Source organism: Pandoraea iniqua, from assembly GCF_902459685.1.
GTDB classification, from domain to species: domain Bacteria; phylum Pseudomonadota; class Gammaproteobacteria; order Burkholderiales; family Burkholderiaceae; genus Pandoraea; species Pandoraea iniqua.
Genome location: NZ_CABPSF010000001.1, coordinates 104,937 through 123,152, shown reverse-complemented (window position 1 = coordinate 123,152; position 18,216 = coordinate 104,937). Strand labels below are relative to the sequence as shown.

Below are 18,216 nucleotides of genomic sequence, written 5' to 3'. Positions count from 1 at the left end.
CGCCCCATGAAACAGGATCTGATCACGTGTACGTGCGTGCTGATCATCGTCACCATCGTCGGCTGGACGATTCACGTTGGCCGCTCGGTGGTGGTGCCGATCGCGTTTGCCATGATCGTGACCTATATCGTGTTCGGGCTGGCCGAGATATTCCGCTATCTGCCGCGTTACGGCCGGCGCTTACGCTCAGGCGTTCGCTACGGCAGCGCCGCGCTGCTCATCGTGCTGGTGGTCTGGCTCGGCATCGATCTGCTGCTGGCGGACACGAATCGTATGGTGGCCGTGGCCCCCCGCTACGAAGCGACGCTGCTGGCGCTGCTGTCCAAGGCTGCGGTGCTGCTGCACATCGAGACCGAGCCGACGTGGGCAGCCATGCGGCGGGAGATACTGGGCGCCGTCAACATTCAGGCGCTGCTGGCAACGCTGATCGGCTCGGTGTCGTCGATCATCGCCACCATCGTGCTGGTGCTGCTGTATGCGGGGTTCTTTTTGGTCGAGCACGACCGCTTTCGCCAGAAGTTGCTGGCGGTGATGCACCGGAAACCGGATTTCGCGTCGGTCATCGACGACATCAATGCCCGGATCGGCACCTATCTGGCGCTCAAAGCGTTGTTGGGGGCCGTGCTGGGCATTCTGAGCTGGGTCTGCATGCACATCGTGGGCCTTGAGTTCGCCGGGCCGCTGGCGGTGCTGATCGTCGTGCTCAACTTCGTACCGTATGCGGGAGCGATCGTTTCGGTGGCATTGCCGGCGCTGCTCGGCGTACTGCAATTCGGGGGGTGGAATGAGCCGACCTTTCTGCTCGTTTCACTCGGTATCCTAAATTTCTTGGTTGGCAATCTGCTCGACCCGTGGCTGATGGGCGGCTCGATGAACCTGAGCGCATCGGTCATCCTGATGAGTCTGGCGGTCTGGGGCGCGATCTGGGGCGTGGCCGGCGCGTTTCTCGCCGTGCCCGGCACGGTAGCGTTCACCATCATCTGCGCCGCCTTCGGGCCGACACGTCCGCTCGCGACGTTGCTCACGAGAGATCCCGTACCCTCGCAAGTCTCGAAGACTTCAGGCTGAGAAGCGCATACGCCGCGCGGTGTGCCGCTGATGTGGGCCGCAGATATTCACTGCGTGTCGGTTGCTGCGCCGTCACCCGGTATCGCGTTGGCCTGCCACCCGCCCCCCATCGCGCGGAACAGGGCGACCTGCGCCTGAAGCTGCGCCACCTGCTCCCTAACCTGTGCCGACTGACTCTCCAGCAGCGCCAGCCGCGACTGGTCGATATCGAGCCTGCCGTTGTCGCCGACGGCGTACTGCCGCTGCACGTTGGACAGCACGCGATTGCGCTGGGCCACTTCTTCGCGCCGGCTGGCGAGCACTTCCGCCTGCCGCGACAGGCGGGCGAGCGCGCGTTCGACATCGAAGAGCGCCGTCATGGCCGTCTTGTCGTACATCGCGAGCGCCTGCCGGGCGCGGGCGTCGGAGGCGTCCACCTGCGATTTGCGTGCACCGAAATCGATCAGCGGCACCATTGCCGCGATGTTGAACAGCCAGAAGGTGCTCGGTGCCAGCGTCTGTCCGGCAAGCTCCCAGCCGTTGCGCGCCAGCGTGCCCGCGAGCGAGAAGGTCGGCCAGTAGTTTTTGCGGGCGGCATCCGATTGGCTAATGCTCGCCTCCAGCCGCGCCTGTGCGGCGATCAAGTCGGGGCGGCGGCGCATCAGGTCGATGGGCTGCCCCGGCCCGATGGCCGGCAAGGCCGGGGGCAGGGCACCCGGCCCCGCGAGCCGCTGCGTCAGGCTACCCGGCGGCAGGGCGCAGAGGTTCTCCAGCCCGAGCCGAGCCTGCACGATCGCAACGTCAACGTCGGCCCGCCGGGCGCGCACCTGCGCCAGTCCCGCCTGTGCAACCCGGATGTCTGTGCTCAGTACGACACCTGCCGTAAAGCTTTTCTGCGCGATCGTCACGAAATCGCTGGCGATCGACTCGCTGGCGTTCAGCAGGTCATGCTGCTGTTGCAGCCCACGGTAATTGATGTAGAGATCGGCGGCAGCAGCAGCCACACTCAATCGCACCGCTTCGACGTCGCCTGCGGCTGCCGCTGCCAGCGACTTCGTCGCCGACAGCCGGTCGCGGCCGCGCCCGAAAACGTCGACTTCCCACTGCGCTTGTAGCGCGCCGCGCCACATCTGGGCCGTCAGATCGTTGACCCCGAGCAGTTGCTGGAACTCGAGCGACGTTGGCCCGCCGTAGTAACGCAAGCCGTCCACGCCCGCGCCGATCGTCGGGAATAGTTGCGAGCGAGCCGCATCGATGGTTGCGCGCGCCTCGTCCAGCCGGCCAGCGGCGACGCGGATGTCCTGATTCTGCGCGAGCGCGGTCGTCACGATAAACGTCATCGTGTCGTCGTGATACTGCTGCCACCAGACGGCGAGCGCCGCGTCGTCGGGCGGTGTCGGCACCGACGGCGCGGCTTCGGTGTACTGGGTCGGTACGGGCGTCTCGTCCGCAAGTTTCAATGGGCCATAGCAGGCGGCAAGTGTTGCGCTCAGCACCGTTGCCGTCACGCTTCGCGTCAAGGCGCGGCAGCGTTGTCGATCAGGCATCCGCATGCTGGCCTCCTGCACTCGCCGGGGGAACGCTGCCGCCGCGAGGGCTGTCCGCCGGGGACGCCCCGGGCCTCGCGCGTACCTTCATGAGCAGTGCGTAGAGCGCCGGCACGGCCACCATCGTCAGCACGGTGGCGAAGGCCAGCCCCGACATCATCGTGATCGCCATGTCCTTGAAGAAGGGGTCCCAAAGCAGCGGCACCATGCCGAGAATGGTCGTGCCGGCTGCCAGCGCCACCGGGCGCAGGCGGCTCATGGCGCCGTCGACGATCGCATCGTACGGGGCGACGCCCGTTTCTACCTGATGGTCGATTTCCTGCACGAGCACGACGCCGTTCTTGATCATCATGCCGACCAGACTCAACAGGCCGAGCAGCGACATGAAGCCGAACGTGCCGCGAAACACGGTCAGTCCGAATGTGACGCCGATGATGCCCATGGGCACGACGAACAGCACCACCAGCGCCGATTTCACACGGCGGAACATGAACAGCACGATCAGGATCATCGCGAGGAAACCCATCGGCAATTGCCGGAACAGACTGGCCTGCGCCTTCGACGAAGACTCATGCTCGCCCCCCCATTCCATGTGATAGCCGGGCGGCAGCGAAATGGCTTCGACCGCGCCGCGAATGCGCTCGAAGGCTGCGACGCTGTTGTGGCCGTATTTGACGCCCGCGAACACCGTCAGCGTCCGAATACGTTCGCGGCGGGCAAAGCCGCCTTCCTCGGTGCGGATCGCGAAACCGTCCGTGACATCGGCAATGGGTACGTAACGCCGTTGCGTGGCGCTGAACACTTGCAGGTTGCGCAGGCGATCGGTGCCGCGCACGGCATTCGGCTCGGCCAATACGATCGGGATGATCTGGTCTTCTTCGCGGAACACACCGCTTGTCAGGCCGTCAGTGGCGTAGGCCAGTACGTCGCCGAACTGCCGGCGCGTGACCCCGGCGGCGCGCGCCCGGGACTCATCGAACAGCGGCCGCAAGACTTCTATCGGCTGCTCCCAGTCGTCGCGAACGCCGTCGATATCGTTATCGGCGAGCAGGGCATGACTGACCTTGTCGCCAAGCTGACGCAGCACAGCAGGATCGGGGCCTTGCAGGCGCACCTGAATCGGCGTGCCGCCGCCCGGCCCGAAGCTGGGCCGTGACACGGTCCACTGCGCCTCGGGGTGATCGGCCCGCAACGAGGCAAGGATGCCGGGTGCCATGCCGTCGATGTCGCCAGCGCTCTTTACCTGCACGATGAACTGGGCATAGCCCGGATCGCGCGCCTCCGGCTCGTAGACCAGCACGAAGCGCGTCGCGCCGCCGCCGACGTACGTGGCGACGTTCTCGACCCCCTTGCGATTGCTCAGCGCGCGCTCGACGGCGGCGGCGCGCGCCGAGGTCGCGGCGATATCGGTGCCGCGCGGCAGGCGCATGTCGACGTAGAACATCGGCGTGGTCGACTGCGGGAAGAAGCTCTGCTCGACATAGCGGAAGCCGAAGATGCCCAGCGCCGTGAGCACGATCAGCCCGGCGATGGCGGCAGCGCGGCGCGGGATGACCCACGTGAGCACGCGGCGATAGCGGGTGTAGACGGCACCGCCATATTCCGGCTGGCCCGACGCGGCGTCGTCGGTTTTCGGTTTCAGCTTGAACAGATATTTGCCGAACAACGGGGTGAGCGCGACCGCGATCACCCAACTGAGCAGCAGCGAGATCGCCGCCACGGCGAACAGCGAGAAGCAAAATTCGCCGACGGCGTCCGGCGACAGGCCAATGCCGGAGAACGCGAGAATACCCACGATCGTCGAGGCCAGCAGCACCCACTGCTGCTGGCGCAGGACGTCTCCGGCCGCTTCGATGTGCGACTTGCCGCGCTCGATCTGCACGAGCATGCCTTCGCAAACGACGATCGTGTTGTCGGTAAGCATCCCCATGACGATGATCAGCGCACCGAGCGAGATACGCTCCAGCTCGATGCCGGCCGCATACATGATGGCCAGCGTGCCCAGAATCGACAGGAGCAGCTCCGCGCTCAGGATGACGCCGGCGCGCCAGCCCAGACCGATACCGAGCGCGACGCCGACAATCACCACGGACAGAAAGACGTCGAACATGAAACCCTTGACGCTGGCATCGACGATTTCCGGCTGGTCGTAGAGCGTGTGCAACGTCATACCGATGGGGCGGTCGCGTGTCAGTGCGTCCAGTTTCGCCTTCACGTCCCGGCCGACCTTCACGACGTTGACGTTGGCTCTGGCACTGATGCCGATGGTCAGTGCCGGTTGGCCGTCGTAACGAATCAGTTGGGTAGGCACGCTGGCGTAGCCGGCCGACACGCGCGCGATGTCTCCCAACTGGATCGGGCCGGCGGTGGCGCCCACGGGCAGCGCAGCGACGTCGGCCACCGAGTTGATCTGCCCGGTGGGCGCGATGCGCACGTCGGTGCCGGCCACGCGCAGGCGGCCGGCCGTTCGCGTTTCGCCTTGCAGCGCGAGGGCCTGCGCGATGTCGTCGGACGAGAGATTCGCAGCGATCAGTGACGACTGCGGCACGTCCACCCGCACCTGTTCGGTTTGGTTGCCGCCGATCACGACGTCGGATACGTCGGGCATCGTTAGTAGCTGGCGGCGCAGCTCGCGGGCGTAGGCGAAGCGTTCTGCGTCGGTATAGCCGTCGCCTGTCAGCGCGTAGAACATGCCGTAGACGTCGCCAAAGCGGTCCACGACCACGGACGGGCCTGCGCCTGCGGGCAGCCGGGGCTGGACGTCGCCGACCGAGCGCCGCAACTCGTCCCAGACCTGAGGCAGTTGATCGGTCGTATAGGTGTCGCGAATGTTGACGCGAATCTCGGAGTAGCCGGGCAGCGAGCGGGATGTCACCACGTCGATTTGCTCCATCTGCTGGATGGAGCTTTCCAGCAGATCGGTGACCTGACGTTCGACGTCGGCCGCACTGGCGCCGGGGAACGTCGTCACGACCATGGCGGATTTGATCGTGAATTTCGGGTCTTCCAGACGGCCGATGTTGACGTAGGCGAACAGGCCGCCGAGCAGGCAGGCCAGCGCGATCATCGACGCGATCAGCGGCCGCTCGATCAGGGGGCGGGCGAGATTCATCGCGAGGCTCCCAGCGGCCGGACGGCGTCTCCTTCCTTCAGTTGATTCACGCCGGCGGCCACGATCGTGTCGCCGGGTGCGAGCGCGCCGGTGACTTCGACGGTGCCGTCGGCATCATGAATCTCGCGTGGGTTGACCGTGACGGCATGCACCCGGCGGTCCGGGCCTTGCACGCGCCACACGCGGTGTGTGCCGTCGGGCGCGGCCGCCAGTGCGCTGAACGGCAGCGTGGTTTGGGCCGTGGCGGTGGCGGTCGCTGCGGCGGCGGCAGAGGCGGGAGTGGGGGCGGCCGCCGCGGCGGCGGAGGACGACGTTGACGCCGCGACGGCGGGTAGGGGCGTGGTCAGCCTGACACGCACGGCCATGCCCGGCAGCAGTCTCTCGGGCACGCGCGACGCCGCCGTAAAGATCAACCGATACGACGCGCCCTGCGGGCCGGCGGCGACGGACGACTCGCGATACTGGAGCTCGATGCGTTCGTCGGGCCGATCCGTCGTCCATGCTTGCGCGTGTAGCGACGCGTTGAGCGGCAAGCGTTCGACGAGGCTCTGAGGCAGCTCGATACCGATATCGGCGCGGTTGAGCGATTCGAAGCTCATGGCCGGTGCGCCGGCTTGCACGGTCTGTTCCGTTTCGATATTGCGTTGTAGGACGCGGCCGTCGAACGGTGCGACGAGTCGTGTGTTGCGCAGGTCGCGCCGGGCCAGATCGCGGGCAACGCCGGCGGACACGAGCGCGCTCTTGAGTTGCTCGAAGGCGCCGTCCGACAGGATGCCGTCCGAATGGAGTTCCGATTTGCGTTGTACGTCGCTGGACAGTTGAGCGTACTGCGCTTCGGCGCGCCGGAGCTGGAGTTCGAACGGTTCTGCGTCGAGCCTCGCGAGCAGTTGGCCTTTGACGACGCGTCGACCGTCGAGCACGAGGATCTCGACAACGCGCCCGGGCACCTGGAATGCCAGCGGCGAGACGTTCGTGCGTTCGACCCGGCCGGAGAATTCGCGCAGTGACGCCGTGTCGCTACCGGCCACCGTGAACAGCTTGACCGGGCGGGCGACGGCTTCGGCCGGTGGCTTGTCCCGCTGGCCGCAGCTTGCGAGCAGCGTCAGGCAGAGACAACAGGAGGCAAAGCGAATCGAGCGATGGTGGCAGGCCTGTCGAAGGCGAGTCGAAGATGTCGTATCGAGGCGATGCGCCGGCATGACAAACTCCTAAGTCGGGACCTTCGGTACGTCCCGGAACGTGTCGCACAGAATTCGCTACTTCGATGGCGCTCGGCCTCTTGCGATCCAGTCTATTCGAAAATTTGCGCAGGATTGCGCGCGGTCATGCAAGACGATGCACGGAGTAATTTTTATTACTTGCGCGGCGCGCGTCGGCGCAATGGATACCAGCATGGGAAGGTGTGGCGCCGATGGATCGGGCGATCGATCGGTTGCAAAACGCCGTCGCCAGACCCGCGTGTCGATGCTATAGAATCGACTGGCGAAGGATTCCGAACGTGTCGTCCCCAACACAGTCCAGTGTCCACCGATCTCCTGCTCACCGTCGGCCTGCTGTTCAGCGCCATCGTCATGTTCGTAGTGGGACGCCCCCGCACGGACGCCGTCGCGTTGATCATGATCATCCTGCTGCCGACGCTCGGCATCGTCACATTGCCGGAGGCCGTCGCCGGCTTCTCGGATCCCAACATCATTCTGATTGCGTCGCTGTTTGTCATCGGCGACGGACTCGTGCGCACCGGTATCGCGCACCGCGTCGGCGAGTTCCTGATCCGTCATGGCGGCCAGAGCGAACGCCGGCTCGTCGCGCTACTCATGCTCATGGTGGCCTTGATGGGTTCGTTCATGAGCTCCACGGCCATCGTCGCCATCTTCATCCCGATCGTGCTGAACATCGCCCGCAAGGCGGAGATTCCGCATGCCCGGCTCATCATGCCGGTGGGCGTGGCCGCCCTGACCAGCGGCATGCTCACGCTGGTCGCCACGACATCGAATCTGGTCGTCAACAGCGCCATGGTGTACCGGGGGTACCCGGCGTTCGGGCTCTTCGACATCACGCGTGTCGGCGCGCCGATGCTTGTCGTCGCCATCGGTTACATGATGTTCGCCAGCCGCCGGCTGCACGGCCCGACGCCGGCCGCCAGCCTGCCGCGCCCGACCATGCGCGACTGGATCGAGCGCTATTCGCTGCGGGGGCGCGCGCACTGGCTGCGGCTGCGGTCGGCCTCGCCACTGATCGGCCGCTCGCTCGACGACATCGATCTGGCGGATGACTACGGCGCCCATGTGGTCGCCGTGGAGCGGCGCACCCCGATGGGTGCCAGTGTCCTGCTCGGCAATGCCGACACGGTGCTTGCCGGCGGCGACATTCTGCTGCTCGACGCCGATGCCGATGCCGAGGCCTTCGACGTGTCGGCCCTCTGCACGCGCTATCGGCTGGCACAGACGACGCTGTCCGGCGCCTATTTCATGGACCAGACGCATGAAGTCGGCATGGCCGAGGTCATCGTGCCGCCGGACTCGGGACTGGTGGGCGGCATCGCGCGCAATTCGGCATTGCGCCGTTATGGCGTGACGATCGTCGGGCTGCGCCGGGCCGGCGGGCCAGTCGCAGAAGGGCTCCAGTCGACGCCGCTCAAGGTCGGTGACACGCTGCTGGTGGTCGGCCCGTGGGACAGCATCTTCACGCTGCAATCGGTGGAGCATGACTTGGTCTGTCTGGCCATGCCGATCGAGAGCGAGTCGTCCGTGCCCGCACCGCACCGGGCAATCGAGGCCATGCTGTGTACGGCACTGGTGATCGCGATGTTCATGATGCCGGGCATTCCGAACCTGTTCGCGGGCCTCACCGGGGCGCTGCTGATGGGTTTTTTCGGCTGCGTGAACTGGGAGAGTGCGTATCGGGCCATTCACTGGCGCAGCATCGTGCTGATCGTCGGCATGCTGCCGTTCGCCATTGCACTGCAACGAACCGGTGGCATCGACATGGTTGCCGATGGTCTGGTGTACGTGGCGAGCGAGTGGGGCATCCACAGCATGCTGGCCGCCGTCTTCGCGTTGACGGTGATTTTCGGCACGGTGGTGTCGAGCACGCCCACGGCCGTGCTGATGACGCCCGTCGCCATCACCATGGCGGAGCATTTGCATATGCCGCCGGCGCCGTTCGCGATGACCGTTGCGATCGCCGCGTCGGCAGCCTATATTTCGCCCATCGCCACGCCCGTCAACGCGCTGATCAGCAGCGCGGGCGGCTACACCTTCCGGGATTTCGTCAGGATCGGCGTGCCGATTACGCTGGCGGCAGGCGTGATCTGCGTGGCGCTGGTGCCCGTCTTTTGGCCGGCTTGATTCGATGTCAGCAAGACAAAGGAAGATTGCCTCATGCAGAGCAAATTGTCCGGCGTCGTGAAGAAGTGGAGCAAGCGGTGCGTGATCGGCCTGTTGCTCGTGCTGGCGACATTCCTCGCCTTGCGCATTTACGAAACGCAACGCGGCCCAGCGTTGTCGCTCTGGCACACCTACGTGCCGCCTGACTGGCATTACGACGATATCGATCACGCGACATGGGCGCAGTATCTGGCGCACGAAAATGTCTTATTCGACGACGTGCGCACGCATGTCAGCGACCATCTGCCCGCCGAGGAGCGGGTGCCGAGCAACCGCTTCAACCCGGCAAGCCCGATCTATCCCGAGCATTTCCAGCAGGACTGGAATCGCTCTTATACGCTGATGCCGGCGGGCGCGCCGCGCGGGGTCGTCGTGTTGCTGCACGGTCTGACGGATTCGCCTTACAGCCTGCGGCATATCGGCCGGCGCTATCAGCGCGACGGCTTTGCGGTGGTCGCTGTGCGCCTGCCGGGGCATGGCACGGTGCCGTCGGGCCTGTCGGATGTCACATGGGAGGACTGGGCCTCGGCAACGCGTCTGGCGGTACGCGAGGCACGCACGCTGGTCCCCGCGCCGTTGCCGTTGCATATCGTCGGCTTTTCCAACGGCGGGGCGCTCGCCATGCAGTACGCGCTGGGTGCCATCGAAGACCCCAAGCTCGCGCGGCCGGACCGGTTGATCCTGATTTCGCCGATGATCGGCATTACCGCGTTCGCCCGCTTTGCGGGGTTAGCCGCGCTGCCGGCGTATCTGCCGCCTTTCGCCAAGGCGGCGTGGCTCGGTATCGTGCCCGAGTTCAACCCGTTCAAATACAACTCGTTCCCGGTGAATGGGGCACGGCAGTCGTACCGGCTGACGCGCGCCTTGCAGTCGCAGATTGTCGACATGTCCCGTCAGGACAAGCTCGGTACGCTGCCGCCGGTGCTGACGTTCCATTCGGTGCTCGACTTCACGGTCAGCACGCGTGCGGTGGTAAGCGCGCTGTATCAGCGCCTGCCGGCGAACGGCAGTGAGTTGGTGCTGTTCGACATCAATCGTTCGGCGAAGATGGTGCCGTTCTTCCGGGCCGCCGCTTCGGATGCGATGCTGCGTCTGCTGCCGCCCGCGCCGCGCAACTATCGTACGACCATCGTCACCAACGCTACGCCCGATTCGCCGGACATGGTGGCTCAAGTGACCGAGGCCGGCAGCGCCGATACCCGCGTCACACCGCTGGCATTGCGCTACCCGCAGGAGATCTTCTCGCTGTCGCATGTGGCGTTACCGTTTCCGATGTCGGACTCGCTCTATGGCATCCGTCCGGACGAAACAGAGTCGTTCGGCGTACATCTCGGTGCGTTGTCCGTGCGGGGCGAAGTTGGCTTTCTGGTGATCGGTGCAGACACGTTTCTGCGGCTGTCGTCGAATCCATTCTTCCCGTTGATGGAGCAGTACATCGACGAGGCAACGGGTGCGCCTGCGCAGTGAGTTGTGCGGCTATCGCAAACAAAAAGAGGGCCTTGAAATTCAAGGCCCTCTAAGTACTTTCGCAGTGGTTTTTGTGGGGTCGTGCCGGTTTAAACCCGACAGGAACACGACGCTTTAAACGTCGATATTCCCCGCACGCAGTGCATTCGACTCGATGAACGCGCGACGCGGTTCGACGTCGTCGCCCATCAGCGTGGTGAAGATACCGTCCGCGGCAATCGCGTCTTCGATCTGCACGCGCAGCAGGCGGCGCACGGTCGGGTCCATCGTGGTTTCCCACAGCTGTCCCGCGTTCATTTCGCCCAGACCCTTGTAGCGCTGCTTCGACACATTGCGCTCGGCATCGGCCATCAGCCACTTCATCGCGGCCTTGAAGTTCGCCACCGGCTGCGAACGCTCGCCACGACGAATCGTCGCGCCTTCGCCGATCAGGCCCTTGAACGTCTCGGCCGTCTTCTGCAACTGCGCAAAGTCCGCCGATTGCAGGAAGTACGGATCGATCACGCTCACCTTCACGTTGCCATGGTGACGACGCAACACGCGCAGCGAAATCACCGGCTCCGCATTCTCGACGTCTTCCTTCACCGCCTCGATCGTGATTTCCGGTGCCAGCGGGTCGTCGCTCAACGCCGCTTCCAACGCGAGCGCCGACTTCGCTGCGGCTTCCTCAGTGTCCAGATTGACCTCGACACCTTCGGTCACGGCGGTCAGCACCGACGCTTCGTACAGACGGCTCAGACGCTCGATCACGCTGTCGGCCAACTGGTAGCTGCGCGTCAGTTCGCCCAGCGCATCGCCCGAAATCGGCGTTGCGCCCGTCGACGGCGTCAGCTCGGCATTGTTCATCGCCAGCTTCAGCATGTACGTGGCCAGCTCGGCCTCGTCCTTGATGTAACGCTCGTCCTTGTTGTGCTTGACCTTGTACAGCGGCGGTTGCGCGATGTAGATGTAACCACGCTCGATCAGCTCCGGCACCTGACGATAGAAGAACGTCAGCAGCAGCGTACGGATGTGCGCGCCGTCCACGTCAGCATCGGTCATGATGATGATGCGGTGATAACGCAGCTTGTCGATGTTGTAGTCGTCCTTGCCGATGCCGCAACCCAGCGCGGTAATCAGCGTGACGATCTGCTCGCTCGAAATCAGCTTGTCGAAACGCGCCTTCTCAACGTTCAGCACCTTGCCGCGCAGCGGCAGAATGGCCTGGAACTTACGGTCGCGGCCCTGCTTGGCCGAACCGCCTGCCGAGTCGCCCTCGACCACGTAGATTTCGCACAGCGCCGGATCCTTCTCCTGGCAATCCGCCAGCTTGCCCGGCAAACCAACGCCGTCGAGCACGCCCTTACGGCGCGTCATTTCACGTGCCTTGCGCGCTGCGTCGCGCGCACGCGCCGCTTCAACGATCTTGCCGCAAATGATCTTCGCGTCGTTCGGGGTCTCGAGCAGGAACTCTTCAAGCGCCTTCGCCACGTACTCTTCCACCGGCGCACGCACTTCCGACGACACCAGCTTGTCCTTCGTCTGCGACGAGAACTTCGGCTCCGGCACCTTCACCGACAACACGCAGGTCAACCCTTCGCGCATATCGTCGCCGGTCGTCTCGACCTTGGCCTTCTTGGCCAGTTCGTGCTCGTCGATGTACTTGTTGATCACGCGCGTCATGGCTGCGCGCAGACCGGTCAGGTGGCTGCCGCCGTCACGCTGCGGAATGTTGTTCGTGAAGCACAGCACCGACTCGTTGTAGCTGTCGTTCCACTGCATCGCCACTTCCACGCCGATACCGTCGCGTTCGCCGATCACATGGAAGATGGTCGGGTGCAGCACCGACTTCGAGCGGTTGATGTACTCGACGAAGCCCTTCACGCCACCCGCGAAAGCGAAGTCTTCTTCCTTACCCGTGCGCAGATCCGACAGGCGGATACGCACACCGTTGTTCAGGAAGGACAGCTCGCGCATGCGCTTGGCGAGAATGTCGTAGTGGAATTCAACCTTGCCGAAGATCTCTTCGTCAGCGAGGAAGTGCACTTCGGTACCGCGCTTGTCGGTATCGCCCAGCACCTTCAGGGGCGAGGTCTCGACACCATCGATGACTTCCAGTTCGCGGTGCTGCGGCACGCCACGGTGGAATTCCATGAAGGACTTCTTGCCGTCACGGCGCACCGTGAGCTTCAGGTACGTCGACAGTGCGTTCACGCACGACACGCCCACGCCGTGCAGACCACCCGACACCTTGTAGCTGTTCTGGTCGAACTTGCCGCCCGCGTGCAATTCGGTCATCACGATTTCCGCCGCGCTACGCTTCGGCTCGTGCTTGTCGTCGAACTTGATGCCCGTGGGAATGCCGCGGCCGTTGTCGGTCACGGAGATGGAGTTGTCCGCGTGAATGATCACGTGGATGTCGTCGCAATAACCCGCCAGCGCCTCGTCGATCGAGTTATCCAGCACCTCGAACACCAGGTGATGCAGGCCCGTACCGTCCGACGTGTCGCCAATGTACATGCCTGGACGCTTGCGTACGGCCTCCAGACCTTCGAGGATCTGGATGGATGCTGCGCCGTAGCCGTTTTCGGCCTGTTTTTGCTGTTCGCTCATGACAATCTTCCGGTTACTGCGTCATTGCTGACGGTTTGCTGCTTCATGACCCTGTCGCTCCCAGGCACTTTTGGCACCCGGAGAGCGATTTATCCTGCAAAAGGATCATCCTCTAGAAACGCCAAAGGGGCGCTCGGCCCCTTCGCGCATGGCGGCGCGTGTAGCGGAATTTCCGCTTAAATGCGCATCGGCATCACGACGTACTTGAACTCGTCGTTGTCCGGCAGTGTGATCAACGCGCTCGAATTGGCGTCGCCCAGACTGATCTTCACTTGCTCGACCTTCAGGTTGGCCAGCACGTCGAGCAGATACGTGACGTTGAAACCGATGTCCACCGAGTCACCGCTGTAATCGATTTCGATTTCTTCGCGCGCTTCTTCCTGCTCGGAATTGCTCGCGATGATCGTCAGCAGATTCGGCGCCAGCGTGAAACGCACGCCCTTGAATTTGTCCGACGTCACGATCGCTGCACGTTGCAGCGAACGATGCAGCTCTTCGCGGCTGATCGTGAAGCTGTTCGCATAGCCCTTCGGAATCACGCGCGTGAAGTCCGGGAACTTACCCTCGACCAGCTTCGACACCAGTTCGACATTCGCAAAACGGAACTTGACCTGGCTCGGCGCCACGTCGATCTGCACGGGGTCGTCGATGTCTTCCATCAGACGTTGCAGCTCGAGAATCGTCTTGCGCGGGATGATCACTTCCTGCTTGGCAAACTTCTCGCCGGCAATCTTCGTGCTGCTGTACGCCAGACGGTGACCGTCCGTCGCCACAGCCTTGATCTCTTCACCGTCGACCACCAGCAGCATGCCGTTCAGGTAGTAGCGGATGTCCTGCTGCGCCATCGCAAAGTGCACCATCGCCAGCAACTGGCGGAACGTGCGCTGCGGCAACGCGAAGCTCGCGGCGTAATCCTTCGCCTCGGCCACGGTCGGGAAGTCTTCCGCGGCCAGCGTCTGCAACTGGAAACGGCTCTTGCCGGCCTGCACCGTCAGACGCTTGTCCGACAGCGAGAGTGCCACTTCGGCGTCCGGCATGTTGCGCAGGATGTCGAGCAGCTTGCGCGCCGCCACGGTGGTCGCCACATCATCGGCGCCCGCACCGCAATCGGCGGTCGTGGTGATCTGGAGTTCCAGATCGGTGGAGAGGAACGAGATGTCCTGTCCGTGCTTGCGAATGAGCAAATTGGCCAGAATCGGCAACGTATGGCGACGCTCGACGATGCCACTCACAATTTGCAGCGGCCGCAGCAGATTGTCTCGTTGAGTTTTGACCAATTGCATATTTATCCTTCGTAGTAACTGTTAACGGGCGCCAGTTCCTGCTGATAACCCGAAGATTCCCTTACCAATCAATCGCTTGCAAAAGGGATAACAGGGCGGAAAACGCTGTGGATGATCGGGGGACGCAATGTGCGCCGATCCGCTATTGTGCCCGAAAACACGAATTGCCCCCAAACCGCTCCCAGCTTATCCACAGGGAGACGAGCAACCCCGCTCGCGCCCCGCCATACCCCCCGGCATCGATGCTGCCGACTACCTTTCGCCAATCGCTTGCCGACGCTTCGCCAGACCTTTCGATTTAACCCTTGAGCGTCTGCTCCAGCACGTGCAACTCGTGGTTGAGTTGCGCATCCTTGCTACGCTCTTCGGCAATCTTGCGCACGGCATGCAACACGGTCGTATGATCGCGTCCGCCGAACAGTTCGCCAATCTCCGGCAGGCTCTTTTGCGTGAGCTCCTTTGCCAGATACATCGCGATCTGTCGCGGCCGTGCAATATTGGCAGGCCGCTTTTTCGAATACATGTCGGCGACCTTGATATTGTAAAAATCGGCGACGGTCTTTTGGATGTTTTCGACAGAAATCTGACGATTCTGAACCGTCAGCAGATCTTTCAGCGCTTCCTTGGTCAGCTCGATCGTGATCTCTCGGCCATGGAACTTCGAATACGCCAGAATCTTGCGCAACGCACCTTCGAGCTCGCGCACGTTCGAGCGCAGGTGCTTACCTACGAAGAACGCCACGTCTTCCGACAGCCCTACGCCTTCGGCCTGCGCCTTCTTGATCAGGATGGCGACGCGCATTTCGAGCTCAGGCGGCTCGATGGCCACGGTCAGCCCCGAATCGAAGCGCGAAATCAGGCGGTCGTCGATGCCGGTGATTTCCTTCGGATACGTGTCGCTCGTGATGATCACCTGCGCACGGTTCGCGATCAGCGCCTCGAACGCGTAGAAGAATTCTTCCTGCGTACGGCTCTTTCCCGAGAAAAACTGAATATCGTCGATCAGCAACAGATCGAGCGAATGGTAATAACGCTTGAACTCATCGAAAGCCTTCCGTTGGTAGGCTTTCACCACGTCGGATACGTATTGCTCGGCGTGGATGTAACGAATTCGCGGATTCTGCTTCTCGGCCAGCAACTGGTTGCCGATGGCGTGAATCAAGTGGGTCTTACCCAGACCGACGCCGCCGTACAGGAACAACGGGTTGTACGACGTGCCCGGATTGTTCGCGACCTGAATCGCCGCCGCGCGGGCGAGCTGATTCGACTTACCCGTCACGAAGTTGTCGAAGGTCAGCACCGGGTTGAGCTTCGAGCGCTCGTAAATCGATTCGACCTCATGGGTCTGCGCCGGCTCTTGCGGCGTGACCCGCCAGTTGCGGCGCACGGCCTCGGCTTCGCTGGCTTCCAGATCGGGACGCTCGCCGTCGAGCGCGGCGCCGTCAGCGCCCTGCGATCCATGCGACCCATGTGACCCGTGTTGTCCGCCATGGGCACCGTTCGCACCATTCGAACCGTTGGCGCCATTCGCGCCAGTCTGCGCGCCAACCGGTGTCGTACGCTGGGCGGCCGGCGCCTGCGTGGCAACCGATGCCGGGGTGGGCGTGGGGGCAGGGGTGGACGACGGCACACGCATGCCGGCCTTCGGGTCGAGCACGAAGGTCACTTCGACCGGCTCGTTCCAGAAGTCGGACGCCATACTCTGGATGCGGCCCGAAAACTGGCTCTTCACCCAATCCAGCTTGAAGCGGTTGGGCGCACCAATTTTGAGCGTGCGCGAAGCCTCGTCGAAGTCGAGCGGCGCCAGCGGTTTAATCCACGTACGGAATTGCTGGGGCGTGAGCTCTTGCTCGAGACGCGTCGCGCAGTGTTGCCAGAAGTCGTTCATGCAGCGTGTGTCCAGGTGGCGCGAAGCCCGTCTGACCTGTCCGGCAGTGTCATTGACCGCACTATCCGATACATCCGATATGGGGTCAGAACACCGAAAACCAAGTCGTCACCCGCGCCGGCATTGGGTGCCAAGGCATAGCGGAGAGTCGACTGGCCGGTACCCGAGTCAGGCCGACGGCGCAATGCAGAAGACCGGCAAAGCCTTGCCATGGCGCTGCGCTCGGGCTCTCGTCGCGCGCTCGGCCGTGCTTCGGCGCGCGCAGACGACAAAACCCGGCGCGCTATCCACATGGCGGCGTCACCGGTACTCTGCTGGGAAAAAAATTGATGGGGGATTTTACCGCCAAAGCGTCGGCAAAGCGAGTTATCCACAGGAATGCCCACAGCACCGGCATCAGCAAGCGGGCGCACCGCGTTAACCCGCTTACGTTCGCACGATGACTGCGCAAAACCCCGGCAATCGCGACGATTTGCCGCGACCCTTTGGATATCTTTTGACGACGAACCGACCGATCGGCAGAAATTGATGCAATGGACGATTTTCGCCAACAAATCCGTGCCAAGTGGCGTCAACACGACAGCCCCGCGCGGGATGGCGCGTGCCCGCCTTTCACGCGGACGCTAACCTATTGACACACAACGGAAAAGCCGATTAAATAGCGGGTTCGTTAGAAAGACAACCGGATTCTTATCCAACTCCCGACGGCTGGACCGTGCGTGAAAGTCCTTGAATACGCAGGTTTTCACGGTGTCCATGTGGCGTTTCACGATGCTGCTGCGCGGGAATTTTTTCACACAGTGAGTGCATCATGAAACGTACTTTTCAGCCTTCCGTGACGCGCCGCAAGCGCACCCATGGCTTCCTGGTTCGCATGAAGACCCGTGGCGGCCGCAAGGTCATCGCCGCTCGTCGCGCCAAGGGCCGTAAGCGCCTGGCCGTTTAATCGCGGTTCGGTCGTACCGCGGTTTGCGCGTCAAATCCGCAAGGCGCGAAGTCCCGGCATTGGGGTTTCCCAAAGCTGCGCGACTTCTCAAAACGGATGAGTTTTCATCCGTTTTTAGTTTGCGCCCTCTGCGTCGTAGCGCGCATTTCGTCTTGTACATGCGTCGGCGGGAAACTGCGCCTGACGTCACTCCGGATGCCGGTGCTACGCCCGATGAGGGCCGCATCGGTATCGTCGTCGGCAAGAAGCATGCGCCGCGCGCGGTCACTCGCAACCTGATCAAACGTCAGGCCCGCGAGATGTTCCGACAGCGCCGCGTGTCTCTGGCCGGCTGGGACTTCGTGCTGCGACTGACCCGGCGTTTCGACAAAGGGACGTACACTGCGGCGGCCGCACCGGTTCTGAACACGCTGTGTCAGACCGAGTTCGCGCAGCTCTTCGATGCCGCTGAGAAAGCCGCACGCAAGGGCCGCACGACGAGCGACAAGACGGAAGGTAGTTAGTCCCCACACGGTAGCGCCCGAACCCGGGCATGCGCCGCCCACCCGGCCCCCAAAGGCCGGACTGACAGGCGGAATCGAGATGCGAAGCGTGCTGTTGTTGCTCCTGCGCGGTTACAAGCTGGTGATCAGTCCCTGGCTGGGGAACCGTTGCCGCTTTCATCCGAGCTGCTCCGACTACGCACGCGAGGCCATCGTCGAGCACGGTGCCGGTTACGGCACTTATCTCGCGGCCAAGCGTCTATGCCGCTGTCATCCGTTTCACCCCGGCGGTTTCGATCCCGTTCCGCCGGCTCGACACGCCCGTCCCGCTCCCGACTCCTCCGCTGAAGGCACCGATAAGGCTGCCGGCAGTGATTCGTCGCGAGCAGAACGGTCTGTCTCGTCCAGGCCCGCGGCCGCATCGGCAGTCACGCGCCGCGCGCCGAGCCATTCCTGAGTTTCGTCC

Annotated in this window: 12 protein-coding genes; 6 read left to right on the top strand and 6 right to left on the bottom strand. The window is 63.4% G+C overall.

Annotation, left to right across the window (positions count from 1 at the left end; genetic code table 11):
• Positions 1-6 precede the first annotated feature (6 nt).
• Positions 7-1,068 (top strand): AI-2E family transporter, encoded by a 1,062-nt coding sequence (locus tag PIN31009_RS00475; protein ID WP_150788955.1) that lies wholly within the window; start codon positions 7-9, stop codon positions 1,066-1,068.
• Between the two features lie 47 nt (positions 1,069-1,115).
• Here PIN31009_RS00475 and PIN31009_RS00470 read toward each other — a convergent pair whose 3' ends face one another.
• From PIN31009_RS00470 to PIN31009_RS00460, 3 genes are read right to left on the bottom strand one after another with little or no spacing between them, the layout of a single operon-like run.
• Complete coding sequence (locus tag PIN31009_RS00470; RefSeq protein WP_174996854.1) at positions 1,116-2,594, bottom strand: efflux transporter outer membrane subunit; 1,479 nt, start codon at positions 2,592-2,594, stop codon at positions 1,116-1,118.
• The gene (locus tag PIN31009_RS00465; RefSeq protein ID WP_150788953.1) at positions 2,587-5,706 is read right to left on the bottom strand and encodes an efflux RND transporter permease subunit; all 3,120 of its coding nucleotides are present in this window, start codon (positions 5,704-5,706) and stop codon (positions 2,587-2,589) included. The genes PIN31009_RS00470 and PIN31009_RS00465 overlap by 8 nt, the downstream gene beginning before the upstream one ends.
• Positions 5,703-6,905 carry an efflux RND transporter periplasmic adaptor subunit gene (locus PIN31009_RS00460; RefSeq protein ID WP_150788952.1) on the bottom strand — a complete coding sequence of 401 codons (1,203 nt, stop codon included), beginning with the start codon at positions 6,903-6,905 and terminating at the stop codon, positions 5,703-5,705. Before PIN31009_RS00460 ends, PIN31009_RS00465 begins: the two co-directional genes overlap by 4 nt.
• Before the next feature lie 321 nt (positions 6,906-7,226).
• Here PIN31009_RS00460 and PIN31009_RS00455 point away from each other — a divergent pair, with 321 nt between their 5' ends.
• Entirely contained in the window at positions 7,227-9,053 is a 1,827-nt protein-coding gene (locus PIN31009_RS00455; RefSeq protein ID WP_150788951.1) for an SLC13 family permease, read from the top strand.
• A 33-nt stretch (positions 9,054-9,086) separates the two neighbouring features.
• Positions 9,087-10,559: an alpha/beta hydrolase gene (locus tag PIN31009_RS00450; protein WP_150788950.1), complete on the top strand. Its 1,473-nt coding sequence runs from the start codon at positions 9,087-9,089 to the stop codon at positions 10,557-10,559.
• A 114-nt stretch (positions 10,560-10,673) separates the two neighbouring features.
• On the opposite strand, the gene gyrB is transcribed toward PIN31009_RS00450, so the two are convergent.
• The 3 genes from gyrB to dnaA all read right to left on the bottom strand — a co-directional run bounded on the left by gyrB (position 10,674) and on the right by dnaA (position 16,322).
• A complete protein-coding gene (gyrB, locus tag PIN31009_RS00445; protein WP_150682581.1) occupies positions 10,674-13,151 on the bottom strand; it encodes a DNA topoisomerase (ATP-hydrolyzing) subunit B in 2,478 nt (825 codons plus the stop codon).
• Between the two features lie 176 nt (positions 13,152-13,327).
• Entirely contained in the window at positions 13,328-14,434 is a 1,107-nt protein-coding gene (gene dnaN / locus PIN31009_RS00440) for a DNA polymerase III subunit beta (protein ID WP_058376642.1), read from the bottom strand.
• Positions 14,435-14,732: 298 nt separating this feature from the next.
• Positions 14,733-16,322: a chromosomal replication initiator protein DnaA gene (gene dnaA, locus PIN31009_RS00435; protein WP_150788949.1), complete on the bottom strand. Its 1,590-nt coding sequence runs from the start codon at positions 16,320-16,322 to the stop codon at positions 14,733-14,735.
• 811 nt (positions 16,323-17,133) lie between these two features.
• Here dnaA and rpmH point away from each other — a divergent pair.
• The 3 genes from rpmH to yidD all read left to right on the top strand — a co-directional run bounded on the left by rpmH (position 17,134) and on the right by yidD (position 18,207).
• Positions 17,134-17,268 (top strand): 50S ribosomal protein L34, encoded by a 135-nt coding sequence (gene rpmH / locus PIN31009_RS00430; RefSeq protein WP_010806664.1) that lies wholly within the window; start codon positions 17,134-17,136, stop codon positions 17,266-17,268.
• 59 nt (positions 17,269-17,327) lie between these two features.
• Positions 17,328-17,771 carry a ribonuclease P protein component gene (gene rnpA, locus PIN31009_RS00425; protein ID WP_174995931.1) on the top strand — a complete coding sequence of 148 codons (444 nt, stop codon included), beginning with the start codon at positions 17,328-17,330 and terminating at the stop codon, positions 17,769-17,771.
• A gap of 79 nt (positions 17,772-17,850) precedes the next feature.
• A complete protein-coding gene (gene yidD, locus PIN31009_RS00420) occupies positions 17,851-18,207 on the top strand; it encodes a membrane protein insertion efficiency factor YidD (RefSeq protein ID WP_087690644.1) in 357 nt (118 codons plus the stop codon).
• Positions 18,208-18,216 lie beyond the last annotated feature (9 nt).